25 protein-coding genes and 1 pseudogene are annotated in these 26,637 nt (G+C 57.2%); 6 read left to right on the top strand and 20 right to left on the bottom strand.

What is annotated here, in order from left to right; translation table 11 throughout:
• Positions 1–15 precede the first annotated feature (15 nt).
• The 5 genes from ACFO3S_RS23540 to ACFO3S_RS23520 form a co-directional block, all read right to left on the bottom strand.
• Positions 16–417 (bottom strand): PH domain-containing protein, encoded by a 402-nt coding sequence (locus ACFO3S_RS23540; RefSeq protein ID WP_378101030.1) that lies wholly within the window; start codon positions 415–417, stop codon positions 16–18.
• Between the two features lie 23 nt (positions 418–440).
• Positions 441–4,034: an Lhr family ATP-dependent helicase gene (locus ACFO3S_RS23535; protein ID WP_378101028.1), complete on the bottom strand. Its 3,594-nt coding sequence runs from the start codon at positions 4,032–4,034 to the stop codon at positions 441–443.
• Positions 4,034–4,858: a DEAD/DEAH box helicase gene (locus tag ACFO3S_RS23530; protein ID WP_378101026.1), complete on the bottom strand. Its 825-nt coding sequence runs from the start codon at positions 4,856–4,858 to the stop codon at positions 4,034–4,036. Before ACFO3S_RS23530 ends, ACFO3S_RS23535 begins: the two co-directional genes overlap by 1 nt.
• 65 nt (positions 4,859–4,923) lie before the next feature.
• A complete protein-coding gene (locus ACFO3S_RS23525; RefSeq protein ID WP_378101024.1) occupies positions 4,924–5,442 on the bottom strand; it encodes a GNAT family N-acetyltransferase in 519 nt (172 codons plus the stop codon).
• A 72-nt stretch (positions 5,443–5,514) separates the two neighbouring features.
• A complete protein-coding gene (locus ACFO3S_RS23520) occupies positions 5,515–6,429 on the bottom strand; it encodes a M15 family metallopeptidase (RefSeq protein ID WP_378101022.1) in 915 nt (304 codons plus the stop codon).
• Between the two features lie 79 nt (positions 6,430–6,508).
• Between ACFO3S_RS23520 and ACFO3S_RS23515 the strand changes: the two genes are divergently transcribed.
• The gene (locus tag ACFO3S_RS23515) at positions 6,509–6,697 is read left to right on the top strand and encodes a uracil-DNA glycosylase (RefSeq protein WP_378101021.1); all 189 of its coding nucleotides are present in this window, start codon (positions 6,509–6,511) and stop codon (positions 6,695–6,697) included.
• A 45-nt stretch (positions 6,698–6,742) separates the two neighbouring features.
• Here the strand turns inward: ACFO3S_RS23515 and ACFO3S_RS23510 are convergent, their stop codons facing one another.
• From ACFO3S_RS23510 to ACFO3S_RS23495, 4 genes are all read right to left on the bottom strand, one after another.
• Complete coding sequence (locus ACFO3S_RS23510) at positions 6,743–7,669, bottom strand: glycerophosphodiester phosphodiesterase (RefSeq protein ID WP_378101019.1); 927 nt, start codon at positions 7,667–7,669, stop codon at positions 6,743–6,745.
• 119 nt (positions 7,670–7,788) lie between these two features.
• Positions 7,789–9,270, bottom strand: a complete 1,482-nt coding sequence (locus ACFO3S_RS23505; RefSeq protein ID WP_378101017.1) for a DHA2 family efflux MFS transporter permease subunit — start codon at positions 9,268–9,270, stop codon at positions 7,789–7,791.
• Positions 9,254–9,718 (bottom strand): MarR family winged helix-turn-helix transcriptional regulator, encoded by a 465-nt coding sequence (locus ACFO3S_RS23500; protein ID WP_378101015.1) that lies wholly within the window; start codon positions 9,716–9,718, stop codon positions 9,254–9,256. The genes ACFO3S_RS23505 and ACFO3S_RS23500 overlap by 17 nt, the downstream gene beginning before the upstream one ends.
• 187 nt (positions 9,719–9,905) lie before the next feature.
• On the bottom strand, positions 9,906–10,460 hold the full coding sequence (locus ACFO3S_RS23495) for an NADPH-dependent FMN reductase (protein WP_378101013.1): 555 nt from the start codon (positions 10,458–10,460) through the stop codon (positions 9,906–9,908).
• 523 nt (positions 10,461–10,983) lie between these two features.
• Between ACFO3S_RS23495 and ACFO3S_RS23490 the strand changes: the two genes are divergently transcribed.
• Together ACFO3S_RS23490 and ACFO3S_RS23485 are read left to right on the top strand one after the other, a co-directional pair.
• Positions 10,984–11,709, top strand: coding sequence for a C40 family peptidase (locus ACFO3S_RS23490; RefSeq protein ID WP_378101011.1), 726 nt, complete (start codon positions 10,984–10,986; stop codon positions 11,707–11,709).
• Between the two features lie 119 nt (positions 11,710–11,828).
• Entirely contained in the window at positions 11,829–12,431 is a 603-nt protein-coding gene (locus tag ACFO3S_RS23485) for a hypothetical protein (protein WP_378101010.1), read from the top strand.
• Here the strand turns inward: ACFO3S_RS23485 and ACFO3S_RS23480 are convergent.
• The gene (locus ACFO3S_RS23480; RefSeq protein ID WP_378101008.1) at positions 12,410–13,633 is read right to left on the bottom strand and encodes an MFS transporter; all 1,224 of its coding nucleotides are present in this window, start codon (positions 13,631–13,633) and stop codon (positions 12,410–12,412) included. The two genes, ACFO3S_RS23485 and ACFO3S_RS23480, sit on opposite strands and share 22 nt — an antisense overlap.
• A gap of 170 nt (positions 13,634–13,803) precedes the next feature.
• Here ACFO3S_RS23480 and ACFO3S_RS23475 point away from each other — a divergent pair, with 170 nt between their 5' ends.
• Entirely contained in the window at positions 13,804–14,721 is a 918-nt protein-coding gene (locus tag ACFO3S_RS23475; RefSeq protein ID WP_378101006.1) for a DMT family transporter, read from the top strand.
• A 445-nt stretch (positions 14,722–15,166) separates the two neighbouring features.
• Here ACFO3S_RS23475 and ACFO3S_RS23470 read toward each other — a convergent pair whose 3' ends face one another.
• Genes ACFO3S_RS23470 through ACFO3S_RS23450 form a run of 5 tightly spaced genes read right to left on the bottom strand, consistent with a single transcriptional unit; the run spans position 15,167 to position 20,985 of the window.
• Positions 15,167–16,180 (bottom strand): zinc-binding alcohol dehydrogenase family protein, encoded by a 1,014-nt coding sequence (locus ACFO3S_RS23470; protein ID WP_378101004.1) that lies wholly within the window; start codon positions 16,178–16,180, stop codon positions 15,167–15,169.
• Entirely contained in the window at positions 16,177–17,136 is a 960-nt protein-coding gene (locus ACFO3S_RS23465; protein WP_378101002.1) for an aldo/keto reductase, read from the bottom strand. The genes ACFO3S_RS23470 and ACFO3S_RS23465 overlap by 4 nt, the downstream gene beginning before the upstream one ends.
• Positions 17,136–18,629 (bottom strand): UxaA family hydrolase, encoded by a 1,494-nt coding sequence (locus tag ACFO3S_RS23460; protein WP_378101001.1) that lies wholly within the window; start codon positions 18,627–18,629, stop codon positions 17,136–17,138. The genes ACFO3S_RS23465 and ACFO3S_RS23460 overlap by 1 nt, the downstream gene beginning before the upstream one ends.
• Complete coding sequence (locus tag ACFO3S_RS23455; protein WP_378100999.1) at positions 18,626–20,158, bottom strand: tagaturonate reductase; 1,533 nt, start codon at positions 20,156–20,158, stop codon at positions 18,626–18,628. The genes ACFO3S_RS23460 and ACFO3S_RS23455 overlap by 4 nt, the downstream gene beginning before the upstream one ends.
• Positions 20,155–20,985, bottom strand: a complete 831-nt coding sequence (locus ACFO3S_RS23450) for an amidohydrolase family protein (protein WP_378100997.1) — start codon at positions 20,983–20,985, stop codon at positions 20,155–20,157. Before ACFO3S_RS23450 ends, ACFO3S_RS23455 begins: the two co-directional genes overlap by 4 nt.
• Before the next feature lie 168 nt (positions 20,986–21,153).
• Here ACFO3S_RS23450 and ACFO3S_RS23445 point away from each other — a divergent pair, with 168 nt between their 5' ends.
• A complete protein-coding gene (locus ACFO3S_RS23445) occupies positions 21,154–22,011 on the top strand; it encodes a helix-turn-helix domain-containing protein (RefSeq protein WP_378100995.1) in 858 nt (285 codons plus the stop codon).
• On the opposite strand, the gene ACFO3S_RS23440 is transcribed toward ACFO3S_RS23445, so the two are convergent.
• The 3 genes from ACFO3S_RS23440 to ACFO3S_RS23430 form a co-directional block, all read right to left on the bottom strand.
• Positions 22,008–23,312 (bottom strand): hypothetical protein, encoded by a 1,305-nt coding sequence (locus ACFO3S_RS23440; protein WP_378100993.1) that lies wholly within the window; start codon positions 23,310–23,312, stop codon positions 22,008–22,010. The genes ACFO3S_RS23445 and ACFO3S_RS23440 overlap by 4 nt on opposite strands.
• A 5-nt stretch (positions 23,313–23,317) precedes the next feature.
• Positions 23,318–25,234 (bottom strand): hypothetical protein, encoded by a 1,917-nt coding sequence (locus ACFO3S_RS23435; protein WP_378100991.1) that lies wholly within the window; start codon positions 25,232–25,234, stop codon positions 23,318–23,320.
• Between the two features lie 122 nt (positions 25,235–25,356).
• Positions 25,357–25,524, bottom strand: coding sequence for a fibronectin type III domain-containing protein (locus ACFO3S_RS23430; protein WP_378101176.1), 168 nt, complete (start codon positions 25,522–25,524; stop codon positions 25,357–25,359).
• Between the two features lie 41 nt (positions 25,525–25,565).
• On the opposite strand from ACFO3S_RS23430, the pseudogene ACFO3S_RS23425 reads away from it, so the two are divergent.
• Positions 25,566–25,985, top strand: a pseudogene (locus ACFO3S_RS23425) (nitroreductase family protein); the annotation flags it as partial.
• Between the two features lie 91 nt (positions 25,986–26,076).
• On the opposite strand, the gene ACFO3S_RS23420 reads toward ACFO3S_RS23425, so the two are convergent.
• On the bottom strand, positions 26,077–26,220 hold the full coding sequence (locus ACFO3S_RS23420; RefSeq protein ID WP_378100989.1) for a hypothetical protein: 144 nt from the start codon (positions 26,218–26,220) through the stop codon (positions 26,077–26,079).
• A gap of 19 nt (positions 26,221–26,239) precedes the next feature.
• On the bottom strand, positions 26,240–26,637 hold a 398-nt coding region (locus tag ACFO3S_RS23415; RefSeq protein ID WP_378100988.1), incomplete at its 5' end, for an ATP-binding protein.

The raw sequence follows: 26,637 nt of genomic DNA, 5'->3' as shown, positions 1-26,637 counted from the left end.
GCGGACTTCGTCCGCTTACTGAACCTGGATCTCGGTCAGCTCCTGGGCTCTGTATTTCAACCGGGCATTCTCGGCCGCCTGTCCGAGCAGATCGGATACGGCAACGCTGTCCCGAACGTTGCGCAGCAGGTAGGTCGGGGCCGTCGAGTCCGTGGAGATGACCGTAATATCCCCGATCTTCAGCATTCTCTCGAACAGGTTGCGCTTCAAGGTGATATCCCGGACGCGGTACAATTGGATCTCCTCGCGGCGCTTGGTGAAAATACCTTTCTCCACGATGATTCTGCGCTCCGTGATCCGGTAATGCGTAAAGCTGGGGAACCCGAAGTTGAAGGGCTTACCCTCCCAAAGCACGCTCTCGTTCAACAAGGCCATCTCTCCCATGAAATTGGATGAAAGCTCCCCTTTATTGTACACGATCCAAGCCGCCCTGACTTCCCTTATTTGGACCAAAACACGAGCGACCGCAAGTCCCGTTCCCCCCCGAGCGCCAGCAGACTGCGGCCCAGCTCCGTCTCCAGAATCGGCCGTCCGTTCCAAGCGTCGACTTTGAGCTTCACCAGCCTGCGGCTGCGAATGATCGCATGGAACGCCTGCAGCAGCAAGGGGGCCCGTTCCTCGGCCGGCTCCTCCGACTCCTCCGCCTCCTCGACGGCCCCCGGGGCCGAGAACGCCCGTTTCCCGTTGTTTTCGATCCAGAACAGCCACCTGTCGCCCTGCAGGACAAGGAAGTTGCCCGGCTTGCGCGAGTAGCTCGCCCCGCGGCCTTCCTCCGGCCATTCCATCAGCAGGCCGTAAGGAACGGCGGGGTCGGCCGAGGACAGAATCGACAGCCCGGAGCCCGCAGCGGCCGGCAGCGGTTGGCGGATCGACTCGCTGAGCTCCCGCGTCGTGAATTGAAGCGACGCCGCTCCGCGAATGAAGCTCCCTCTCGTCAGCGCCCCCCATTCCTCCAGCTTCTTCAGCGTCGGGTAAAACAGGTCCCACGAATAAGGAGCCGTTCTTGCGACCAGCTCTTTGTTGATCAGTCCATAGACGTTAAGCAAATGATGCGTCCATACGAGTACGGGCGAGTCTTGTCGGGAAGAGATCGCCTCCGATGCTCCGCTGCGGGCAGTCGCGGAGCCGCTGCCTTCATCGAGCAGCGAGCTCGTCGCATACCAGCGGCCTTGCCCGGATCCGGCTCTCGCCCACTGCTTCGGCTTAGCCGTCCCGATCTGCAGCCGCAGCGGCGCGAACTGATCGTTGGATACGCGGCCTTCCCAAGCCAGATCGATCAAATCGGCCAGCAGCTCGGAGGGCGTCCTGCCGTCCTCGCGGCTGAGCCGGGTCAGGAAGCTCGCGCCGCCCTGCTCGACGCGCTGCAGCAGCTCCGGATGCTTGCACGGCTTCGCGGCCGCCTCCTCCAGAAAGGCGGCGAATAGCGGCTTGGAATCCGCCAGGAAAAATGCGACTTTCCCTTCCTTGTCGCCCTCCTCCTTGCGGCCGATCCAGATCACATCGCCGGATGCGCACAGCTGATCGAGATATTCCTTGCGATAGGAGGCCACGCGCGTCGGAAGCACGATCGTCTCCCAATGAGACAGTGGAAGGAATAAGCCCTGCAGCCGCTCCAGCACCGCGAGCAGCCCCTCGCTGCCCTGAAGCTGCGAGCCTTCCCGCGCGTGCTGCCTCATAGCGATCTGTCCGCACCATCTGGCCGCCTCCATCGGCTCGGCCATGCTTCTCGCATGACGGATCGACAGCCGCACGAGCCGCTCGGCGACCTTCACGCTCGTCCATAGCCGTTCGGACTCGTCCACCGCGTGGGGAGCCCGCTCGATCAGACGGTGTTCCAGCAGTTCCTCCACCGCCCGCCGCGCCTGGGCGTGCGTGAGCGCCGGGTAGCGCTCGCACAAATCCGATTCCGTAAAGGAGATCACATGATCGGCGTACCTTCCCAGCACGAACAGAACCGACTGGCGCGACTCGGGGAACTCGGCGTAGATCTCCTTCTCGTCCGCGGGGATCCAGCGGTACTCGCCGTCCCCCGACAGCTCGACCGCCGAGACGCGGCCCTCTTCCTGCAGCCGGCTCAACCAGCCGAGCCCCTCTTCTCCCGCCGCGCGGACGATTTCCTTGGAGGTCAGATCCCCTCTGCGCTTAAGCAGCGCCGCCAGCTCGTCCGCGCTGGCCGGCGCGCGGCCGGTTTCGTCCAGCCTGCGGCTCTCGGCTTCGACGACCTCCGGATGGACGGCTTGGCCAAGAACGCTGGCGTCGAATATTTGCGCCGCCATATCTTTGCTGATATGAAGAAGCTGCATCCGGGTCGTCTCGTCAAGCCCGTCCCCTTCGTACACCTGCATATTTACGTAATCGGCAATGAACTGGGCGGCCAGCGGAGAAGGATAAGCGGTTTCCTTCACGACGATGTCGATCTCCCCCGAGACGAGCTTCGTCAGCAGATCTCTTAATTGCTCGATTCCCAAGTCGACGTGCAGACATTCGGATATCGCCTCGCGCAAATACGGAAAGCTGTCCGCGTACGGCAAGGCGCTTCGGAGCAGCTCTTCGCTGCGCAGCCGCTTCTGCCAGAGCGGCGTGCGGGTAAAGCTGCGCGACAAAAGCAGGCTGTTCTCGGCGATTCTGCGGAAGGCGATGCCGAGCATCGGCGAATCCGAGACGGCTTCGGTCAGAAGCCGCTCGATATTGCCCGGAGTCACCTGGAGAATCGTCTGCAGCCAGGACGAATCCCATTCCGGGAGCACGAATTCGATGCCGTTATCCTTGGCGTTGCCGTACAGACGATAAGGAAGAAGCTGCTCGAACTGCCTCTTCATCGCCAGAAGCCAGGCCCGATTCACTTTTCTTCCGCCATAATGGTGCATTACGACATGCGTCTGATTCATCACGTCGCGATAGTGCTCGATCACGATCTGCCGATCGGTCGGCAGCGCGCAGAATCGGTGCTGCGAACGGACGAGATCGATGAGCTGCTCGGAGGCGATCCCGTCCATTCCGTAACGTTCGCGAAGCATCCGGCCCGCGGCTTCGGCCGCTTCCCGCGCCCTTTCCTCCGCTTCGCCGTCCAGCTCCAGCAGGTCCGCCAGCTCCCGGACAAACGCGCCGACCCGAACCCCCAACTCGTACGAGCGGCTGCCCGCCTCGTTGCGCCAGAACGGAACTTCGCTGAACCGGTTGCCGACTTCCGCCACGTATACCCGGTCGTTGCGGATTTCCCGGATCATCCAGGAGCTCGTCCCCAATTGAAAGACGTCGCCTACCCGGCTTTCCTGGATGAACTCCTCGTCAAGCTCCCCGAGATGAGCCCGGCTGTCCAGATGATGGACCGGGTAGTTGCCGCTCTGCGGAATCGTTCCGACGCCGGTGACCGCCGCCATCGCGGTGTTGCGTCTCCTCGTCAGCCGATTCGAGACGCGATCCCAGTCGAGCAGCGGCTTGGCGAACGGGAAATAACCGGACAGCACCCGGAGAACGCTCTCCAGTCCGGACAGCGGGTAATTCCGATAGCTGTCGCTCCGCCGAATCACATCAAGCAGATCGCCGACCTCCCAGTCCTCCGCCGCGACCATGGCGACGACCTGCTGAGTCAACACGTCCAGCGGCGCCTCGGGAATGCGAATCTCCTCGATTTCGCGGCGGGCGATCAGCCGACCGAGAACGGCCAGCTCCGGGAGCGCCGCCTTCTGTCTGGCCAGCAGCAGGCCCCGGCTCGCCTCTCCGACGGCGTGACCGGCTCGTCCGACGCGCTGAACGCCTCTGGACGCCTCCAACGGCGAATCCAGCTGGATTACAAGATCGATGTGGCCGACGTCGATGCCCAGCTCGAGCGAAGACGTCGCGACGATGCACCGAAGGCGGCCTTCCTTCAGCATCCGCTCGACTTCGAGTCTTCGCTCCCTGGCTATGCTGCCATGATGAGACCGCGCCATCTCGCAGCCGACATGGTCGTTCAGCCGCAGGCAAAGCCGTTCGCACAGCCTTCTGCTGTTGACGAAAATGAGGACCGAACGGCAGCCCTCCATCGCCTTCATCAAACGGTCAAGCAGGGGCAGCCATACGGCCTCGCGGGTGGCGCCGGCTGGCTCTGGTCAGGCATCGCGATCGAGACGCTCATCTCCTTGTGCATTCGGCTCTCGACGATCGCCACCGGCCGGGGCTGACGCTTCCGCTCCTCTCCCGCCTCTTCGCGCTCCGGTTCCCAGCCGCCGAGAAACGCGGCCACTCGCTCCAGCGGGTTCTGAGTCGCGGATACGCCGATCCGCTGCACCGGCCGTCCCCGCAGCCGGACGAGCCGCTCCAGAGACAAGGACAAATGGGCGCCGCGCTTGTCCGCAGCGACATCGTGAATCTCGTCGATGATGACCTGTTCGACCGTTGCCAGAATCGCTCTGCCCTTGTCCGACGTCAGCAGCAAATACAGGCTTTCCGGAGTCGTCACGAGCAGCTCCGGCGGCCGTCTCAGAATGGCGGCCCGCTTGCTTGCGCTCGTGTCTCCCGTGCGCACTTCGCTGCGGATGCCCGGCCACTGCGCGCCGCTCGCCTCCGCCCGCTCCCGAAGCTGCTCCACGAAACCGACCGCATGATGGTGAATATCGTTGTTGAGCGCCTTGAGCGGCGTGAGATACAAGATGCGGACGCCGGGCGTCGACCGCTCGGCTCGCAGCAGCCGATCGAGGCAGGGCAGCAGCGCAGCCAGCGTCTTGCCCGAACCGGTCGGCGCCGCGATCAGCGTATGCCGGCCTTCGCCGATCGCCTGCCAGGCTTGCCTCTGCACGTCGGTCGGCGCTCCGAACGTCTCGGCGAACCATTCGGACAATAACGGATGAAATGGGAGCCGCCCTTCAAATGCCGCCATCGGACGCGTCCCCCCTACAAAAAATCCCGGCCGCATCGTGCAAGCTGCGGTCGGGATTCGTCATGCTATACTCTCTTCTCGTATTTGCTGTAGGTTCCCGCTGCATTGACGCCCTCTCCCACGTATTCGTAGTCCAGCTTGCGGTAAAATTCGTTCAGCGCCGAAATGGCGGCCAGACAATCCAGACGGATCAGCCGCCGATGGAGCTGCTCCCGAACTGCGGTTTCGGCCCACAGCATAATCTCTTTCCCGATGCCCCGCCCCGCATATTTGCGATTGACCGCCAGACGGTGCAGGTATACGGCCGAGCCGTCGTTGGCCTTGTCGCCCCAGAGATGGCGGTCCCAGGCGTTGGGCTCCTCCTGGAGGATGACCATTCCCGTGATATCGCGGTCGTTCCGGAATATGTACACTTCACCGCGATGGACCGACTCCGGCGTATTGTGGGAATCCTCCCCTCTCAGCAAGGAGTTCCATTGTGTCGAACCTTTGCGAAGCAGCCACTCCGCCGTATTCACCAGCAATCTCATGATCTCGGTCGTATCTTCCGGTTCCGCCCTCTCCACACTCGTATAAAAGGACATATAACGCCTCCGTTCCTTCAAAGATAAAATTAGAATGCCCGCCCGGCGGAAGGATAAACCTGTCCCGGTCGTCTATTCGACGTCAAAATCGAAATAGTCGCCCGGATAAGGCTCACCCTTTAACGAATAGTGCCACCACTCTTTATTATACGGTTTAAATCCGTGCATCACCATAGCCTTCTTCAGCCGTTCCCGATTGGCCGTCTGCTCGGCCGTAATGTTCTTCGTCCCGTGGCTGGAGATGTCTCCGAAAAAATCGAAAGGGCTCCCCATATCCGCAGGAACGCCGGTCTCGATGTCCGCGAGCGTCAGATCGACGGTGCTTCCGCGCGAATGTCCCGACTTCGAGGCGATGTAGCCGAGCTTAAACAGCTGCGACTTGTCGACTTTCGGGTAGAAGTCGTCCTTCATCGCCGTGTCGGCCGGGTCGGCCGCCCAGCGAATAAAATGATCCACCGCTTTCTGCGGACGATAGGCGTCATAGATGAGCAGCACGTAACCGCTCCGCTTCACCTCTTCGTTGACCCGGTTCAGCGCCTCCGCGGCTTCCTCGGTCATGATCGCGAGCGGCGCCTTATACCCGTCGATCGTCGTCCCGACAAAGTTATTCTCGCCCGCGTAGCGAATGTCGTACAGGGCGTCGGGAATTCGCTCGTCGAGATAGACGAACCCTTCCGGCAACTCTCCCCGCTTCGGAACGGACACCGGCTCCGGTTCGGGCGTCTCGCCTTCTTCCCGCGTTTCCGGCTCCCCGTTCTCCGTCTCTCTTGGCTCGTCCGGCTGCGCTTCCTCCCCAGCCTCTCCGGAGGCGGCGGGCGGTCGCGAAGGAATCTCTGCGACCGAAGCTTCCGGAGGTGCGGAAGCCTGCGCCGGCGTCTCCGGGGGCTGAGGCCGCGTCGCCGCTTCATCCGTTCCGCAGGCGGCGAGCGCCAGCAGCAGAAGGAGCGCTGCCGCCGAGGCCATTCCTTTCCCGTTTCCGATTTTCAAATCTTCTTCTCCTCTCTCGACCGAGGGGGGTCGACGCAAGTATAATCATATCGTAGAACAGAGGAACGGAGGGATTCCATTGTCCGAAACGCGCCGCGTCGATTGCATGAAGTGCCGGCATTTCTATGTCACCTGGGACCCGAACTTTCCGAAGGGCTGCAGATCGTTCGGGTTCAAGTCGCATACGCTGCCCAGTCTGGCCGTCCTGTCCTCTTCGGGCAAGCCTTGTTTAAGCTTCGAGCCGAAGCCCGACAAAGGCCGCTCCTAGAACGGTTATTCCGGCCGCGCAGCTTTCGCCGTACGCCGTCGATCGTCAAGTCCGTATCGGGGAGGAGCGGCCCACCTCTTCGATCACTTCTACCAGCCGGTCGGGGAAATCCGTATGAACGCCGTCGACCCCCCACTTGACCGCCTTCTCCATGTTGACCTGATAGTTGACCGTATAAGGATAGATCAGCAGGCCCGCCTGCTTCACCTTCTTCACGTAGCTTTCGTCAATTCTTAAGAAATTCGCTCCGATGCCGCTCGCGTACGCCGCGATCTCCGTCAGCTTTCTTTCCGTAATTTGCGCGGGCCGATTGTACCACAGCAGCTGAAACAGCGGCACCTCCTCGTCCCATGCCCGAAACTTCTTCAGGCTGGCCGCGCTGAACGATTGAACCGCCACGTGCTTCTCCAGATTGAATTCCTCGATAAGCGCCCACAGCTTTTCTTCAAGGCCCGGCTGCTGACTCGGATCCTTCGTCTCCAGCATATAGCGGGTGTTCTTGCCGAATTCCTCGAAAATCTCGCGAATGGTCGGCACCCTCTCGTTCTCGTAGTCCTCCCGGGCATAGATCGGATGCTTCTCGTTAAACCACGAGCCCGCGTCGAGCGCCTTAATCTGAGCCAGCGTCATCCGCCCGACCGTTCCTTTGCCGTTCGTCGTTCGATCGACCGTCTTGTCGTGCATGGCGATCAGCTCTCCGTCCGCCGTCATCTGAACGTCGATCTCGAGGTAATCCGCTTTCATTTTCACGCCCAATCGGTAGGCCGCCAGCGTGCTTTCCGGCGCATAGCCGGAGGAGCCCCGATGGGCCACCGTCATCGTTCCCAGATCCGACTGGAACAGGCTCGGCAAGTCGAGCCGGATGCCGAACAAAGAAAACGCGTACGCTGTAAGCACGATCAGCAGCAGCAGATGCAGCGCGTAAAAATACCCTCTGGAAATGCTCAATGGCTGTAGCAGCTTTTTGATCATGAAGGCCTCCCCAAGATGTCCGGTATTCTTGAATACTACCACGTTTGACCGTCGGCTAAAAGAGATCAAGGCCGATCCCGCGAGGAATCGGCCCTGTATGGTTGCCGCGCGCGGCGGCTCTAGTTCGCTTGCTTTTGCAGCTGCGCCGCGGCGACCGGCTCCGAGTGCGGCTTCACTTTCCGGATGAAGAAAGCGAGCGCCAGGGCGGCGACCGTCATCCAGGTCGCAATGACGAAGGAGTGATTGATGCCGTAGATCGTGCCTTCCCGGGTGACCTCCAGCATGGCCGCTTGATCCGCCGGATCGATCCGGCCCTGGACGACCAACTCCTTGACGCGCGCTGCAGCCGAATTCGACATCATCGTCACGAGGAAGGCCGTGCCGAGCGCTCCCGCGACGTTCCGCAGCGTCTGGGACATGGCCGAGCCGTGCGCGTTCAGCCTTTGCGGCAGTTGGTTCATGCCGGCGGTCTGGATCGGCATCATCAGCATCGACATGCCGAACATCCGCAACGAGTACATCAGGATCAGGTGAGTGTAAGTCGTATCAGCAGTAAGCTGGCTGAACTCGTAGGTGGTGAATGTCGTAATGAGCAGACCGACGACCGACAGCCAGCGAGCCCCGATTCGATCAAAAATGATGCCGGTAATCGGGGACATGATCCCCATCAGAATCGCTCCGGGCAGCAGAAGCAGCCCCGCATCCATCGGCGAGAAGCCGCGAATCTGCTGAAGATAGATCGGGAGCAGGATCATGCCGGAATACAACGACATCGTAATGATCACGTTGATGACCGTCGTCAGGGAGTACATATTATATTTGAAGACGCGGAACTCGAGAATCGGCTTGTCGATCGTCCACTCTCTCCAGAAGAACAAGATCAGCGCCACGCAGCCGACGGCCAGGCTGGCAATGACGCGCGCGCTTCCCCATCCGTCGTGTCCGGCGTCGCTGAAGCCGTAGAGCAGTCCGCCGAAGCCGAGCGTGGAGAACACGATGCCCAGCAGGTCGAGCTTGGGCATCGTGTTCTTGGTCACGTTCTTCATCGATATCGCGCCGAAGATCAGCGAAAACACCGAGATCGGCAGCACGACGTAGAACAGCACGCGCCAGTCGTAATGCTCGACGATCCAGCCGGAGAGCGTAGGTCCGACCGCCGGGGCGAAGATCATCGCCAGCCCCATCATCCCCATCGCTTTGCCGCGCTCTTCGATCGGGAAGATCGTCAGAAATATGACCGACATGAGCGGCATTAAAATTCCCGCTCCCGCCGCCTGAATCAGGCGGCCGGTCAGCAGCAGCTCGAAGTTGGGGGCAACCGCGCATAGGATCGTTCCGAGCGTAAACAAGCCGACAGAGGTCATAAACAGCTGCCGGGTCGTGAAGCGGTCGATCAAATAGGCACTGACCGGAATCAGTACGCCGTTGACGAGCAAGTACCCTGTCGAAAGCCACTGAATCGTGTTCGCGTTAATGCCCAGATCCTCCATCATGACGGGCAAAGCCACGTTCAGAAGCGTCTGGGCCAAAATAGCCACGAAAGCGGCGATAATCAGCGCAGCGACAATCGGGCCTCTCCTTAAATTACTCGTATGATTCATGTTTCTCTACCTCTCTCTGTCTCTGTATCATGTTCACAATTTTCTTGTGTATGCGCTGCAGCTGCTGGACGTCTTCCGAGGTCAGCTGCGAGAACGCCGCGATCAGCTGCGATTGGCGCAGTTCGCTGGCTTTGCCCCACATCGCTTCCCCCTTCGGCGTCAGCGTCAGGGAGATCGACCGGCGGTTCTCGGGGGGCCGTTCGCGGGACAGCCAGCCGGCTCGAACCATTCTGTCGACGATGCCGCTGGCCGTGCTCGTGACGGAATAGATTTTGTCCGCAAGCTCGTTAAGGCCGATCCCCGGATGTGCGGCGACGATTTTCATGACGAAATATTGAATGGCGGTAATGCCCAATCGCTGCGTCGTCTGCGTCATCGATTGGTGAAAAGCTTGATTGACTTCCCGGAACGATTGGAAGATCATCTGGAGTTCTTCGTTCTCCTGCACAAGGCGAGCCTCCTTTCTACTTTCTCCTTTCTCCTTTCCCGTTTTATTGTTCGCAGGGAAATAGTTCGCATACGAAATAAAATACGCCCTTTTTTTCTATATGTCAATATTGACATATGTAAAAAAGGGCATAAAAGAAAAAAGTCTGCCTCCGTTTCCAACGGAAGAGACTTCTTCGGATGAGAGCTTACCGAGGATCGGCCGCAAACTCGATAAACTGATCTACGATGCGGTCGATATGGCGCAAAGTCGATTCGTCGACCAGCCGTTTCGTCGTCTCGTCGAACTTCAGAGCCGCCGAGCTGATCATGATCTCGTTACCGGCCGGGGGCAGAAGCTTGGCCTGGACGCCCGGGCTGGCCAATATTTCGCGAAGGTGAAGCTGGGCGCGGATCGTTCCCATCATTCCGGGAGATACGCCCGCCGTCATAACCGGCTTGCCGATTAGCACCTTGTCCAGACGCGACAGCCAATCGATCGCATTCTTGAGCACGCCGGGAACGGACCAGTTGTATTCCGGCGTTACGATCAGCACGCCGTCCGCTGCGGCGACTTTGCGCAGGAAAGCTCCGACCTCCGGAGGAGGATCCAACTCCATATCCTGATCGAAGAACGGAAGAGATCGAATGTCGGCGATTTCCAGATTCATTTTTTTAATGTAGCGTTCCTTCATGGTGAGTGCCAACTGCATGTTGTAGGAACCCTGCCTCAGACTTCCGACGAGTGCGGCGATTTTCAGCATTCGATCGCAACCTCCTTAAAATTGGAATTTTGCTGCCTCCTTCCTTTTATAGTAGCATCGATGGCGCGAAAGACAATCCTTATTTTCACCCGAACCGAAGCTCGACTCCGGCCGGCGGCAGCCGATCCGCACCGCCAGCGTCTCCCGGATGTCTTTCTTCACCGGAAGCCCTTCGCACAACTTGCGGTAAGCTCGGCGTCTTCGCACTCCGTTCTCGCTTGATCGAGCTTGTTCAGCCGCAAATAGCGGTCCTGCGGCTTGACCCATCCGGCGTCTACGGACGGTCCCAAATGCTTCTTATGCGCGCTTTCTAAGCCCGCTTTGCAGGTTTGTCAAGCGGTTTCGGATGTGAAAAATCTCATCGTTTTATAAGAATGGCCGCCAATTCCTTGGAAGGCGCGTTTTCGGCCTGTTACTAGAAAATGATGGGCCCAATCGATGTGGTAAAGTGGAAAGCCAGACGGGATCGGACGCTTGATACCGGCCCCTATTCAATCAATTTCAGACAAGGGGGCATATCGCCATGAAATATCCGTTTGCTACAAACAACGTGACCAAAGCGATGCTGGGCGCGACGCTAGGCCTGACGATCGTCTTTTCCGCGGGGACGATGTTCGCGGGCGGCCATACCGCGCTTGCCGCGACGGGCGCTGTTCAAGCCGCGGACTCCGCGACGCGTTCGATCGCGGACGACGTCATCGCCACGGGAGAGAAATTCATCGGCGTCCGCTATCTGTACGGGGCCGAATCGAACCGCACGGACGCGTTCGACTGCTCTTCGTTTACCCAGTACGTGTTTAATCAAAACGGCATCAGCATTCCCCGTTCTTCGCGGCAGCAGTCGGAAGTCGGCGAATATGTTCCGAAGAGCCAGCTGCAGCCCGGCGACCTGATTTTCTCCGATACGAACCGGGACGGCGTCATTAATCATGTCAGCCTCTATGTCGGAGACGGCAAGATCCTTCACACGTACAGGGTCGGCATCGGCGTCACAATCTCCGATTTCGAAGGCAGCACCTGGGACAAAACGTACGTGACGGCTCGCCGCGTCATTCCCGCGGACGCAGCGTCCGACGGCGGCCAATCCCGGACTGACAGCGGATCGGAGGGCGTTGCGGAGACGCCGGACGATAACGGTGAAGGAGCCGGCCAAGCCGGCACCGGCTACGCCGACAACGGCGGCAGCGACCGCAACGACCGCAACGCGGATAAACGTCTGTGGGCCGGCCTTATGGGCCTAGTCGACTGAACCTTCACCTGAATGGACAGATCCGCTTTCGGAGCCGCTCCGGAAGCGGATTTACGTATGCGGAAAAACGGGGCGGTGTGCTATAATCGATGGAACTCCGCGGAAATGAGGCTGAACGGATGAAGTCCGAACCTGCCGCCTATCGGCTGGCCCACATCGTATCTTTTCTGCTCCATCCTTTCGCGCTTATCGTCCCGTTATTCATGACCGTGTCGGTCCGCTTTGCTCCGAACGTTTATGAGGGCGTGCTGTGCGGGATCGTCGTAAGCCTCGGAGCGGCCGGCGCTCCGTTCGCGTTTATCCGGCGCGGCGTCGCGCGCGGCCGCTGGAGCGACCACGACGTCAGCCGCCGCGAGCAGCGCCTCGTTCCGTTCCTGTATACGATCGGAAGCATGCTCTGCACGTTGGCGTTCCTCTTCCTGCTGGAAGCGCCGGTCGAGCTGCTGGCCGTGTTCGCCGGCATGATTTGCGCCGTCGCCGCCGCGCTGCTCGTCACTCAGCTTGCCCGGTGGAAAATTAGTCTGCATCTGATCGGCATTACGGGAACGGTGCTGACGCTCGCGCTGCTCGTCGCTCCGTTCGCTTATTGGCTTGCTCCGCTCATCGCGCTTGTCGGTTGGGCGAGATGGCGCGTCGGCGCCCACACGCCGTCGCAGGCGCTGGCGGGAGCCAGCTTGGCCGCTGCCGTCACCTTCCTCGTTTACCGGCTGTTCGGGCTGTAATCCTCCTCGCCCGCATGCCTCTTTCCGACGCCAAGCAGCGGGAAGAGCGCCGCCGCTCCCGTCAAAAATAAAACTCCCGAGATCGAATAGACGATCTGAAGCGACAAAGTCGTTTTCAAACCGCCCGCCAGCGACATGCCGACGACCATCATTCCCATGAACAGCGGGGTCATGACTCCCCCTACCCTGCCCACGTAAGCTCCCTCCGTATTTCGCATGATCATCGTTTGAATTCCGATCATGATCAGCGGGTAACATAGTCCCGTGGCAATCTGCAGCAGCAGGACGGCCGCCAGGCTGTGAGCCCAGCCTATGCCGACCGTTCCGGCTGCGCTGACGAGCAATCCGAAAGCCAGCAGCTGCTGCGGCTTCGCTTTCTTCGCAGCGGTCATGACGAGAGCGCCGCCGGCCAGCGTCGCCGCTCCGTTAGCCATAAGCAGCCATTGGACAAAAGCGCGGTCCTGCCCCAGGTTCTCTATGGCGACAAACAGCAGGAGCGGTTGAATCAGGCCCGCCGCAAGCCCGGCAGCCATGAACGTGCCGCCAAGCGAGCGAAGCGTCCGGTTGGCGGCGACGTAACGCAAGCCGTTCTTCAGCTCCAGAAGAAATCGCGGTTTTGCCCGGGCCGGACCGGGCTCTTCGTCGTCCTTCGGAAGTCTCAGCAGGAGAAGCCCGGAGCCGAGAATCAACACCCCCATCGCGACCAAAGAAGTCTCGATCCCGAATTTGGAATAGACGAAGGCGCCGGCCACCGGGCCGATGACCATAAACAGCGACGAGATCGACTGGTGAAGCGCCATGACGCCCTGCAGCCTGTCATCGGGAACGTGCCGTTTGAACAGCTTCATCGCCGACGGCTGCGAAAATTGCGACAGCACCGAAGAGACGAATGCGGCGAAAAACAGCGCATGCCAAGTCCCGTATACCAGCGCCAGCAGCACGGCGAATACGGATGCCGAAGTAAGCAGATCGCTTCCTACCATCGTGCGGCGCGGTTTCCAACGGTCCGCGAACGTTCCCCCGATGATGGAGAAGATAAAGATCGGCGCAAATTCGGCAACCGAAATTAACGAGACGTAGTAGGAGTCGTTGTCGGTCATTTCGCTTACATACAGCAAAATGGCGAAGTTCCTGATCCATACGCCCATGTTAAGCAAGATTCTGGACGATAAAATGACGCGGACATGACGATTGTGCCACATGATGAGTTCTCCCTCTTTATTTCAAAACAAATTTTAATTACGTTTATAAATATACAAACAAAAATAAAATTTGTCTATAAAATTAAAGGGAGAGGCAGAGGGATTGATCTTTCGCCGATTCGGCTATACAATGATGAGATTGCGCTAAAGAGGAAGGGACTCCGTCAACCATGAATCGCCAAGCGTCATCATCGCCTATTCCTATTCTCATTCCACTCGTCGTGGGAATGATCGCCATCTCCTTCTCGCCGATTCTTGTCCGGTACTCGGATGCGCCGGTGTCCGTGCAAGGCATGTACCGCATGCTGTTCACGGTGCTGCTGATGCTGCCGTTCGGCATGCGGCAGCTGCGGGCGACGGCCTCCATCTCCCGCAAAGACTGGGGCTTGCTGGGGCTGGCCGGATTTTTCCTGGCGCTGCACTTCCTGCTCTGGATGGCCTCGCTCAACTACACGTCGATCGCCAGCTCCACGATCATTCTTACGCTCGAGCCCGTCTTCGTCATGATCGGCGCTTATTTCGCTTTCCGCGATAAAATCGGCAAGCTCCCGCTGCTTGGGCTCGCCCTCGCCCTCGCCGGCGCCTTCGTCGTCGGTTCCGGGGATTTCCGCATCTCGGGAGAGGCGTTTAAGGGAGATATGCTGAGCTTCGCGGGCATGCTGGCCGTCGTCGTGAACATGCTGCTGGCCAAAGTCATTCTCCGGCGCGTGTCGTCTTATTTGTACAGCCTGATCGTGTTTGCCGTCGCATTCGCCTGCTTCGCGATCTATAATGCCGCGCTCGGAATTAATGTCGTGGACTACGTGCCGCGGGAATGGCTCATTTTCGTCCTGCTCGCTATCGTCCCTACGGTGCTCGGCCATATGATCTTTAATTGGCTGCTGCAGTACGTCAGCCCCACGACGATCTCCATGTCCGTGCTGGCCGAACCCGTGGGCGCCAGCCTGTTGGGACTGATGCTTTTCCGCGAAATGCCGACAACCTCCCAGTTTATCGGGGGCGCGTTCATCATCGCCGGCTTGCTGCTCTACATGCGGACGGAATCGTCCGGTTCTTCCGTCCCGGCCGAGAAGGTCGAAGCCGCCTGAACGCGCAGCATAATGTTGACGGTGGAAAAGGCTTGCGCGGGGCGAACGAGGTCTCAAAAAACGCTTTGGCGAGGCTGAGGTTGCGGGGTCAAGGCCAAAATAGCGCCTTGGCGGGACCGGGGCTGCGGGGCCAAGGCCAAGATAGCGCCTTAGCGAAGCTGAGGTTGCGGGGGTAAGGCTATAATAGCGCCTTGGCGGAACCGGGGCTGTGGGGCCAAGGCCAAGATAGCGCCTTGGCTGGACTGGGGCTGCGGGGTCAAGGCCAAGAAAGCGCCTTGGCGAGGCTGAGATTGCGGGGCCAAGGCCAAGAAAGCGCCTTGGCTGGACCCGGGCTGCAAGACCAAGGCCAAGATAGCGCCTTGGCGAAGCTGAGGTTGCGGGGCCAAGGCCAAGATAGCGCCTTGGCGGCGGACTTACGGTTCATCTCCCGTTGCCTTGCTTCCGTTCACAGCTCCACCATCGCCTTAATGACTCCGGATGCCGGGTTCAACCAGCTCTCGAACGAGTCGATCATATCCCCGAACGGCGCCCGGTGCGTCACGTACCGCTCGACGTCGACGACGCCGCTTTTCACCGCCGAGTAGACGTGCTCGAAATCTGCTCTCGTGGCGTTGCGGCTGCCCATCAGCGTCAGCTCGCGGCTGTGGAACAGAGGATCGTGAAAGGCGATGTCCGTTTTGACCAGACCGACGAAGACAAGCGTGCCTCCGTGCGCGGTCAAGCCGAATGCATCGGCCATCGACTTCGCGTTGCCCGTCGCGTCGAACACGACCGTCGGCAGATCGCCGTCCGTCAGCCTCGCCACCTCGGCAGGCGCGTCCCGGAGCGCGTTCACCGTCGCGTCGACGCGAGCCCATGACCGGCAGAACGCCAGCCGGTCCTCGTTCACGTCCATGGCGATCACCTTCGCCCCGGCATGCCGGGCGAACGCCATCACGCCGAGGCCGATCGGCCCCCCTCCGATGACGAGCGCCGTCTCGCCCGCCCGCAATCCGGATCTTCTTACCGCGTGCGCCCCGATGCTGAGCGGCTCCAGCACGGCGGCTTGGTCGAGCGTCAGATCGTTCGCGCGGACCAGATGCGAGACCGGAACGGCAATGCGCTCCCTCATGCCCCCGTCGATATGGACGCCGAGCACCTTCATGGAGACGCAGCAATTCGTTTTGCCCCGGCAGCAGGCGACGCATTGCCCGCAGTGCATATACGGGATGACGCCGACCCGGTCTCCGACGGACAATCCCGCTTCATTGTCTCCGATTTGCTCGACGATTCCCGAAAGCTCGTGCCCAAGCACCCGCGGATAGGCGAAAAAGGGCTGATTGCCCATGAACGCATGCAAATCCGTACCGCAAATGCCGACCCGCTTGACGCTGACGATCGCTTCGCCTTCCCTAAGTTCGGGTTCCGGCAGCTCGATCCGCTCGAAGCGGCCGATTTCCGCACAGACGATTCCCCTCATCCTTCTCCCCCCATCGTATGGATGCCTTCGTTGTATTCCGGCCTGCCGCTCGTCCAGGTCAGATCGCGAACCGGCTCGAGAATGTCCAGCACCTCCCGGAGCAGCGTCTCGTCGATCGGCTCCTCGGCCCACTGCGCGTTGGAGCGTATGTTGTCCGGGCTGGCCGTGCTGACGAGCGTCGTCGGAATGCGTTCGTTCGCCGTGGAGAACTGCACGGCCAGCTTGGCGATGTTCTCGCCCCGGCTTGCGCAGTGCTCCGCGGCCCGGCGGCATACCGCCTTCAGCTCTGCGCTCGCGGGATGCCAATCCGGAGTCCCCCTCAGGCTAAGCAAGCCCATTGACAGCGGTGAGGCGTTCACGAGACCGATATCCTTGCTCTCGAGCAGCGGAAGCAGCCGGAGAAGCGAGGTGTCGTTCAGCGAGTAATGGCAGTAAGAGATGATCGCATCCGCATCGATCTCCGGCAGCAGCTTCTCGAACAGCTGAAGCGGCAGGCCGCATATGCCGTAATGGCGGATTTTCCCTTCCTGCTTCAGCTTCTTCAGCATCGGCACCGCTTCCTCCAAAATGATGCCGGAGGGAACGAATTCGATATCGTGCAAAAACAGAATGTCGACGTAATCGGTATGAAGTCTGGCCAGGCTCTCCTCCAGGCTTGCCCGTATGCGGCGTCCGCTGAAGTCGAAGCTGTCCGCTCCGTATCTGCCCGCTTTCGTGGACAGGAGGAATTTGTCGCGAGGCACGTCCTTGATCGCCCTTCCGAGCACCGTCTCGGCCTTCGTCAGGCCGTAATACGGCGACACGTCGATATAGTTGATGCCGCTGTCGAGCGCGGCATGCACGGTACGAATCGCTTCTGCGTCATCCGTCTCCCGGAACACCGATCCGAGCGAGGAGGCCCCGAAGCTCAGCACCGATACGTCCAGTCCCGTTCGGCCCAGCTTGCGTTTTTTCATTATAAAATCACTCCGTCCTTAAAAATCGCGATCTCGCGGAAACCGTTCTTCTCGTTCAGCGTGCGCGACTCGCCGGAGGCGATGTCGAGCATCCGCTCCCACAGCTCGTCGGTCAGCTCTTCCATGCTTTTGCCGTGCAGCAGCCGTCCGGCGTCGAAATCGATCCAATTCTTCTTGCGCTGCGCCAGCTCGCTGTTCGTCGAAAGCTTCACGGTCGGCGCCGGTCCGCCGAACGGCGTCCCTCTCCCCGTCGTGAAGAAGACGATGTGCGCGCCCCCAGCCGTCAGCGCCGTTACGGAAACGAGATCGTTGCCGGGCGCCTCCAGCAGGTTCAGCCCGGTGCTGCTCACCCGTTCGCCGTACGGCACGACGTCGGTCACGATCGAATGTCCGCCCTTCTGCGTGCAGCCCAGCGACTTCTCCTCCAACGTCGTAATGCCGCCGGCCTTGTTGCCGGGAGAAGGATTCTCGTAGATTTCCTGGTTATGCCGGATAAAATACTGCTTGAAATCGTTAATAAGCGACACGATGCGCCCGAACACGGCTTCGTCGGCGGCGCGGTTCATCAGAATCGTCTCCGCTCCGAACATCTCCGGCACCTCGGTCAGAATCGCCGTTCCTCCGGCATCGATCAGCCGATCCGACAGCGAGCCGACGAGCGGATTAGCCGTCAAGCCCGAGAAGCCGTCCGAGCCGCCGCATTTCAGTCCGATCTTCAGCTTGGAGACCGGCACGGACTCGCGCTTGAACGTCTCCGCGTATTCGACCAGCTGCTCGACGAGAGCGAGTCCTTCCTCCAATTCGTCCTCGGTTTCCTGAGACTTCATAAACTTGATTCTTCGCGGATCCGCATCGCCGATCGCCAGCTTAAACGTCTCAATCTGATTGTTCTCGCAGCCGAGGCCGACGACGAGCACGCCGGCGGCGTTCGGATGGTTCGCCAGCGACGCGAGCAGCTTCTGCGTGTATTGCAGATCGTCGCCGAGCTGAGAGCAGCCGAACGGATGGGAGAAATGGTAGACGCCATCCACGCGTCCGCCATATTGCGCATTAGCCCGGTTGGCGATGATCTCGCACGTCTTGTTGATGCAGCCGACCGTGTTGATGATCCAAATCTCGTTGCGGATGCCAACTTCGCCGTCGGGCCGCACATAACCCTGGAACGTCCGGCGCCGCGGCGCCGGAGCGGAGATGTGCGGGCGTACCGGCTCGTAGCGGTAGTCGAGCACGCCCTTCAGCCCCGTACGCAGATTGTGCGTGTGCACCCATGCGCCCGGCTGCAGACCGGCTGTCGCTTTCCCGATAGAATAGCCGAACTTGAGCACGTCCTCGCCCTCGGCCACCGGCCTCGTCAAGATTTTGTGTCCGGCCGGGACGTTCTCGGCCAGCGTTACCGACGTTCCGTCTTCCAGCGCGATCGTTTCGCCCGCCGTATAAGCTCTCAGAGCGATGACGACTTGGTCGCGCTCCGAGACGCGAAGCCATTCTCTCATGTCCGTTCCCCCTTCGTCCATTCCGCCCAGACTTGCGCCACTTGCGCCGCCAGTCCCGGCCATTGCGACAAATCTTTGCCCCACAGCGTCTCGCAGGCCAGCAGACGTCCCGCCGTTTCCTCCGGCGTCTCTCTCGTCCGCCCGGCTTCGTCCCATGCGGCTGCGAGCGTCGCCAGCGCCTCCGCATCGTCGCGCACCGCATACGAACGCCCGTCGAACGCCGTCCCTCTATATTCGTTCTCTTCTTGTCTAACGCGATAGTAACGAAGCAATGCGGCCAAGCCTCTCGCCAATCCGTCCGGTGCCCGCTCGCCCTTCAGTGCGTAATGCTCGAGCGAAGGGAGCAGGCGCACCTTGAACTTGCTGACGCTGTTCATCGCAATATCGGACAGCCGGTGGCGGACGAACGGGTTCAAGTACCTGTCGAACACCTCGTTCGCGTATGCGGCCATCTCGTCCTGCGGGTAAGGCAAAGTCGGAATGATCTCCTCGCCCACCGTTCTCCGCACGAACGCGCCGAGCGTCTCGTCCTCCATCAGCTCGCGGACATACTCGACTCCGCATAGGATGCCAAGCGGCGTCATCAGCGTATGGGCGCCGTTCAGGATGCGCACCTTGCGTTTCCGGTAAGGCTCCAGGGTGTCCGTCCATACGACGTTAAGACCGGCGCTCGCAAAGGGCAGCAGCTCGTCAAGCTCCGGTTCCCCCTCGATCGCCCATAGATGGTAAGGCTCGGCTACGCACAGAAGGTCGTCGCGATAGCCCCATTCGGCGAACCACGCCTCGGCCTGCTCTTGATCCGGATACCCGGCGACGATTCGGTCCACGAGCGAGTTCAGGAAGCGGTTGGCCGTCGTCACCCACTCCCGGAACGCTTCCGGAAGCCCCCAGTCGGCAGCGTATTTCAGCACCGCTTCCTTCAGCGCGTCGCCGTTTCTATCCAGCAGCTCGCAAGGAAGGAAGAGCAGGCCGCGGTCGGCGGCTCCGCCGAAGGCCAAGTATCTGCGGTACAGCAGGTAAGCGATTTTGCCCGGGTACGAGACGATCGGCTCGCCCTCCGTCAGCGCCTCCGGGCGATAGGCGATGCCGGCCTCCGTCGTGTTGGAGACGACGATGCGCAGCTCCGGGCTCTCCGCGAGGCGGACCAGCCGCTGCCAATCCTCGTACGGGTCGAACGCTTCGGCGAATACGGAGATCAGCTCTCTTCTCTCCACCGGCTCCCCGTTGTCAAGGCCCCGAATAACTAGCGTATACAGCCGATCCTGCCCGTTCAGGGCGTCGATCTTCGGCTTGCCGGACGGCCGAGGCTGCGTCACCGCCACTCCGCCGCGAAACAGCCCCTGCTTACGGCTTTCTTGCACCATCCAGTCGAAAAAACCGCGCAGAAAGTTGCCCTCGCCGATCTGCAGCACCGTTACAGGCGCGTCATTCGGGTACGCGCCGGCCGCTGCGTTCGCGGCATGCTTATCCGGGCTTTGGCCCAACGCCGCTCCCGCAGCTTGCAATTGCTGTCGATTCAGCTTGTTCATAGCTTATAAAACTCCTTCGCATTAAGCCCGTACAGACGGGCGCGTTCCGCTTCTCCCCATTCTACGGGCAGATTGCGCTCGATCGCTTCGACCACTTGATCGTAACTCGCCGCCAGCAGGCAGACCGGCCAATCGCTTCCGAAGAGGACGCGGTCGGGACCGAACAGCTCGCTCGCATGGCGAACGTACGGCTGGAACTGATCGTACCGCCATGCCGCGTGATCCGCTTCCGTCACCATGCCCGACAGCTTGCAGTAGATGCCGGGATGTCCGGCAATCTCGCTCATCTGAGAAAGCCATGGCTCCAGACAGCCTTCGGCGATAACGGGCTTGGCGAGATGGTCCACCACTCCGCGCAAATTCGGCACGAGCTCCAATAGGCGTGTCAGCGGTTCCAACTGATCCGAGCGAAGAAGCAAATCGACCGGAACGTCCTCGTCGGCGTACGAGCGGAGCGCTTCCACGAAAGCCGGTTCCAAGATGCGCGAAGCGTCCGGCATTTCCTGGATCATGATCCGGAAGCCGACGAATTTCGGATGGGACGCCATTATCCGATAATGGTCCCGATGGTTCGGATCGTGCAAGTCGAGCCATCCGACCACGCCAACGATCGAATCGTCCGCATCGGCAAGACTCAGCAAATAATCCGTCTCCGCCAACGTCGGCGCCGCCTGCACAGCTATCGTGCCGTCGAAGCGGTGCTTGTCGAGCGAGGCCTTCAGATGCTCGGGAAGAAAGTCGCGATATAGCGAGGGCAGCTCCGGCGTAATCCAGCCGTAATCGCCCCGTTCGATTTTCCAAAAATGCTGATGCGCGTCGATTCTCATATAACCTCTCCCCCTGCATGCCAAAGCAGATCCCTGTCCCGGGGCTGCTTGTCGTCCTATTGCTTTTATTTTATCAGCTGCAATCGTTGTAAAAAGGCTTAATCCTTGCGAAAATATACTCTATTTTGATATTTTATAAGTATGGCGCATCCTGAGGAGACGCATCCGATGAAAATCTACCGCAAACCGTTCTCGAGCGAGCCTCTGTTTCCGTTCGAATTCGTCTACAGAGATAAAAAAAGCCCGGAGCGGGAGCTGCCGGACCATCTGCACGATCAGTATGAGTTTTTCTATGTCTACTCGGGCAAGGCGACGTTCTTCATCGACCAGAAGCTGTACGACATCAAAGCGGGCGACCTGCTGCTCGTGCCGGGCAATTCGATCCACCGCTCGTTCCAGGATCCGCAGGAACCGGTAACGTCGACGGCCGTGTTCTTCGCGCCGAGCTTCGTTTCCGCCGACGACATCGGCGAACCGTACAGCAGCCTGCGCTGCTTCGACCTGGCCCGCAAGCGCAAGCGCTACCGGCTGGAGCTCGACGAGCCGCTTCGAACAGCTACGGAAGAAGCGCTTGAACGCATGCGCGAGGAGTTAGATAATAAAGCGATCGGCTACCGCCATGCCGTCGGCTTACTGCTCCAGCAATGGCTTCTGCTGATCAACCGCCACGTGAACAGCGCGACGGCCGACGACGCGGACGAATCCGGCATCGGTCCGCAATGGATGAAGGACGTCCTTCATTATATCGCGGCGCATCCCGGCGCCGATCTCAGCCTTGCCGCCCTGGCGAAGCACGCTTCCGTCACCGGTGCGCACTTCTCCCGGGTGTTCAAGCAGATTACCGGCATGAACTTGACCGATTACGTGAACGCCAAGCGCATCGTGCTTGCCAAGGAACGGCTTCTCGTCAGCGACGACAACGTCAGCCTGATCGCCGAACGCTGCGGCTTCGAGAGCCTGCCCCATTTTCACCGCGTGTTCAAGAAGCTGACGGGCACGACTCCGGCGAACTATCGGCGCGGCTAGTCCATTCCGGCTTTCTCGTCGTCGAGAATTAGCTTGATCGCTTCTGCGGACTTTGCCAGCATCTCCGCTAATTGCTTCTCGTTCGTATAGTAATAATGATGCTGCAGGTGGTTATAAGTTCTATAGAAGTTGTAAATTTGATACTTCTCCGCATATTCGCTGAGCTTTTGATGTAAAGGAGCGTTAGAGTGACTATCCGCAAATTCGATTTCAAGGTTGGTTTGATTGACAGCTTGCTTAAAAATGACTTTTTTATCGTTTTTCCCGTAAACAACTTCTCCTCCATGCAGTAAAGACGGACTCATAAATTCATTCTTATAGCCGTATGTCTCGAAAAAGGGATCAAGCCCACGACGATATACGCCATGCACATCAAACGGCCGAATTTCTTTCTCCTCCAGCAGCTTTAACCCTTTATGAACGATATCCTCAGAAAGCTCAAGCAGCTTGGGGCACAGCTCCTTTTCCGACTTGTAGTTCATTACGAACCCGAAACCTCGCTCATGATAATCGGAATACTCCGGATTACACCGACTAGGGAAAAGATAATTTACCGCATATCCTCTGCTTCGGTCTAACTTTGTTAGACTAACGCCGTACTTGAAATCATCTATCGTTTTCGAAAATAAATAGACATCAATATACCCTTCTTTATAATCGGGATCATACGTGAATCCATAGCTTTTTAACTGTTCTCCTATTGTGTCAAGAATCGGCTCTAGGTGTCTGTTCTTCTTGACGCGAGGCAATGAAGTCAACCAAGTTTCGTCCGGGTTGTAGAGAAGATACGTTTTTAATGACTGATAGGTGAGATTATCTAATCCCTTCCCGGAATAAATCGATTTTAGAAATAGCTCCGCCGCTTTGATCCTATGAGAGGTGTCGAGCACTTCTGCCAGTTGCTCCATATTTTCGGGATGGTCCACCTGCTCCTTCACATACGAAAGGTTAGCCCGTACGCTCTCTGTCGCTCCGTCAAAATTCACCAGTAAATAGGCTCGTTCTATTCCATTCTCAAAAAATGCATATTCGAAAAAGTAGTCGCTGTCGCAAACATAGCTTACCACCACCGTGTCAAGTAGAATGGAAAGCTCACTGGCTTTATTGCGGTTATTGCGTAAAGCGACATTCAGGGCAATTCCTGTCCAATTAGTTGAGGGCAACAAGATGGCCTTTGTTTTTTTCAGTTTGCTTTCGATGTCTGAAATGTCGGTAGATTTCGCAAAAATAATAGAGGATTGTTCGCTCATTTTTGTCCGCCTTTCTTTAAAAAGCCCGATAAAGTTCATCGGGCTTTTCAAAATAATTACCACCAGATAGCCGGAGCTCTTCTTAAAGCTTTTACTGCTTCTTGGACTAACTTAGCTCCCACTGCAAAGGAGATTGGATCATCAGCAATTCCAATCCCACCTGTACCAACATCTTCAACGACGGTTCCTACGACTAGTATAACGGCACCAGTAACGTTCAACAATGCAACCCCGTAATCTCCCCAAGATCCATCAGGTTCTTTTTCTCTGGCCACAATTTGTCCTTGAACTGGGACATTATTATAGATGACGCTTACTTGAGGTCTCTCAGTCGGGACTGTGTATGGAAATACTAGAAAGGTCTCATCATAATTCGTTCTTTCATTTATTAACTGATAGTATACCATACCTGGTTGTGTTGGATCCTGAACGATCCTTGCAATGTACCTTGTTCCTGTAACTATAATAATCTGGCCATAGCGAAACCACGTAGTTGTTTTTCCATGTTCTACACTTTTTTGCGTAAAATACTGTTGATATTTAGAAATATATTTGTTCAATTGTGCTTGAGCCTGTGAATAATGGACTGGATCTCTCTGACGCGACCAAGTTATTGGCTTTATTTCAAAAATCTCAGCACGCAAAGCAGAATTGGGTCTAATATCAGGTACTGTCACGTATTCGTCTCTGCCTAGGTCATAGACTAGATCAGCCTTCAGAACAGTACCTGGAATTTGCTTGCCAGAATACGAAGTATAGCGCCTAGTTAGATCCATTTCAAACACTTTTGTTATTTCGTTGTGAATCCTTGTCCCAAGCCTATGAAAGTAATAAGGATCGTATGCCGATGCTTCGATGTCATCTGTAGAAGCCATACCTATGCCGTTTTCTATTGCAGCGAGGTGTTCAATATTATTGGTTTGCGTAGCTAACCAATATCGATCCTCATTTGTGCCAAATTCTTGAATATTTGAAATGATGTAAGTTGTAGCAAAATAGTACCCTAAACCTGACTCTAAGATGCGATCTGAAAGTGTTAAGAGTCTATCATTTCCTTTTGAGCTCAATGTAGAGGTATAACTTTCTACATAATCATAATAAGATTTAATATTTCGTTTGTATTGTTCAACACTAGGTAAGATTGAGACTAAATACGAAGAATCAATTGATGATAGATTGAAACTTGACGGGATATCAAATGAAACCCCATTAGCCAAAGTACCAATTACGTTGGTACTTGGATCATCAATTGCCTCATAAAAGTTTCCTGTGCTATTATAATACTTCATCTCCAACAGTTCGATACCATCTTCAATTCCGTCGCCATCGGTATCAGGATTATTTGGATCAGTCACAACGGTTTTCACATAAGTACCCTGATACCCGATTCTAATTCCAGCTATCTCTTGTTCATCAGGTATTCCATCATTATCTAGGTCTGTTTTGGATGGTGAACCCGTTATTTTAAGTCTTGCTCGGAACGGACTGTCACCATATCCAACTATTCTAATGTAATAGTTTGTTCCTCCAATTAACAGCAGAGTTAGACCAGAAAAGTAATTATTATTCTCTGTATCAATATCGTCGTTCATTTCTAGCTCGTTCTGAAATAAAGGATCGCTGTATAAATATAAAATTGTGTCACCCATTTCATCATTATAATTGTCTCCATAATACCCAGTTCGTATACTATATTCACCAGTTCTTGGTGGAGTAAAGACAAACAGCCCAGCTTCATTTTCTTCGATATCCATATCTATGGGCTGGTCAATTGTGATGGTTTGAAGCTGTGCCCCACTTGGAACCTTTACCGATAATCTCGCATGTACAGAACCTGATGTATTGTAATGATTGATCTTAATATAGTAACTTACACCCGCTACAAAATTTTGTTTGATTAGACTGAATCTACTACTGCCGCTCTTATCGTCATTTTTGTTTATTTCATTATTTAACGTGCTGTCACTATACAAATACAGAACTGTATCATTCTCTGCACCGATTCCTCCAAAAGGACTTGTAGATATTTCATAAACTCCCGTTGATTGTGGCGTAAATCTATAAACCTTAAAACTTCCTGCCGGAAGATCTACATCTATAGGATTATTAAATATATATTACCTACCTGAAGAGTTGTTGTTGAAACCGTTATTAAAGAATACGTACTTATTCCTAATGGATTTACTGCCGAAACTCCAAATGTGTAAGAAGTATTTGGTGTTAACCCTGTTACCGTATAGCTGGTGCCAGACTTGCTAGCAATATGTTGGCCATTTTTTTGAATTTTAGCACCGCGAGCCCTGGCGGTTCATCCTGTTCGTCGGAGATGGCCGCAAGCAATTCTCGGACGCGGTTCTGTCAACTTATCCCGACGACAAGAGGCAACAAATTGGGGAGAAAGTGGCCAATGTTTACTGCACCGGCGTCCCGGTCCATCTGATCGTTCTTATCGACGAGGAGCCCCGGCCGAAGGAATGGGAGGAAGCGTTCTCCGCCGCCAGCGCGCTGATCCAGAATTTGCAGTTGCTCGCCTGGGAGCGCGATATCGGCGTCGTCTGGAAGACGAACGACTACAACTGGAGTCCCTCCTTTCGCGAGGCGATTGGCGTCAAACCGGGGCAAAAGGTCGTCGGTACGCTTCATATGGGCTACTTCGACAAGTCGAAGACGCGAAAGGCGAGACCCCGTACGCCAGCCAGCGAGCTGCTGACTCTGGTCGACTAATCATAAATGTATTTCGTCAAGCAAAAATCCCCAAAAAAATCGTGCATTTTTCCCCATCTTAGTCGTGGGGAATTTTTTAGCGGATGAACAGCTAGAAATCGGGGGTCGTCAGCTTCTTGTACAACTCCAAATTTCCTTGCTCAAGGGCGTCGCGTTCTTCCTGAAGCTGCTGGATTTCATTCCTCAGTCGCTCAATCGCCGCTTCCATCTCCGCAAGCTGGATTTGTTCCGTCATGTTCCCATCGCCTCCTCGTTTATCGCGCCTTCATCAGCGCGTTCTTCATCCGGTAGCTTTCGCCTTCAAATACCAGCAAGTGTCCGTGATGTGCCAAACGGTCAATCATCGCAGCCGCCATCTGGTCATCGGTAAATACGGATCCCCATTTGGAGAATTCCAGATTCGTCGTAATAATCAGATTGCGACTCTCGTAACTATCGGCAATGACGCGAAACAATAATTGCGAGCCTTCCTTATCGACCGGGATGTATCCCCATTCGTCCAGAATAAGCAACTGCGTTCGCTGTATCTCGCCAAGCAGCCGCTCGAGCGTGCCGGCACGTTTGGCCTCGCCCAATCGCATCACGAGTTCCGCAACCGTATAGAACTTTACCGTCATGCCCAGCTCGCAGGCGCGCAGGCCGGCGGCAATCG

The sequence above is a fragment of the Cohnella hongkongensis genome, from assembly GCF_042654645.1.
In the GTDB taxonomy this organism is placed as follows: Bacteria; Bacillota; Bacilli; order Paenibacillales; family Paenibacillaceae; genus Cohnella; species Cohnella hongkongensis.
This window is presented reverse-complemented; position numbering and strand designations above follow the sequence as displayed.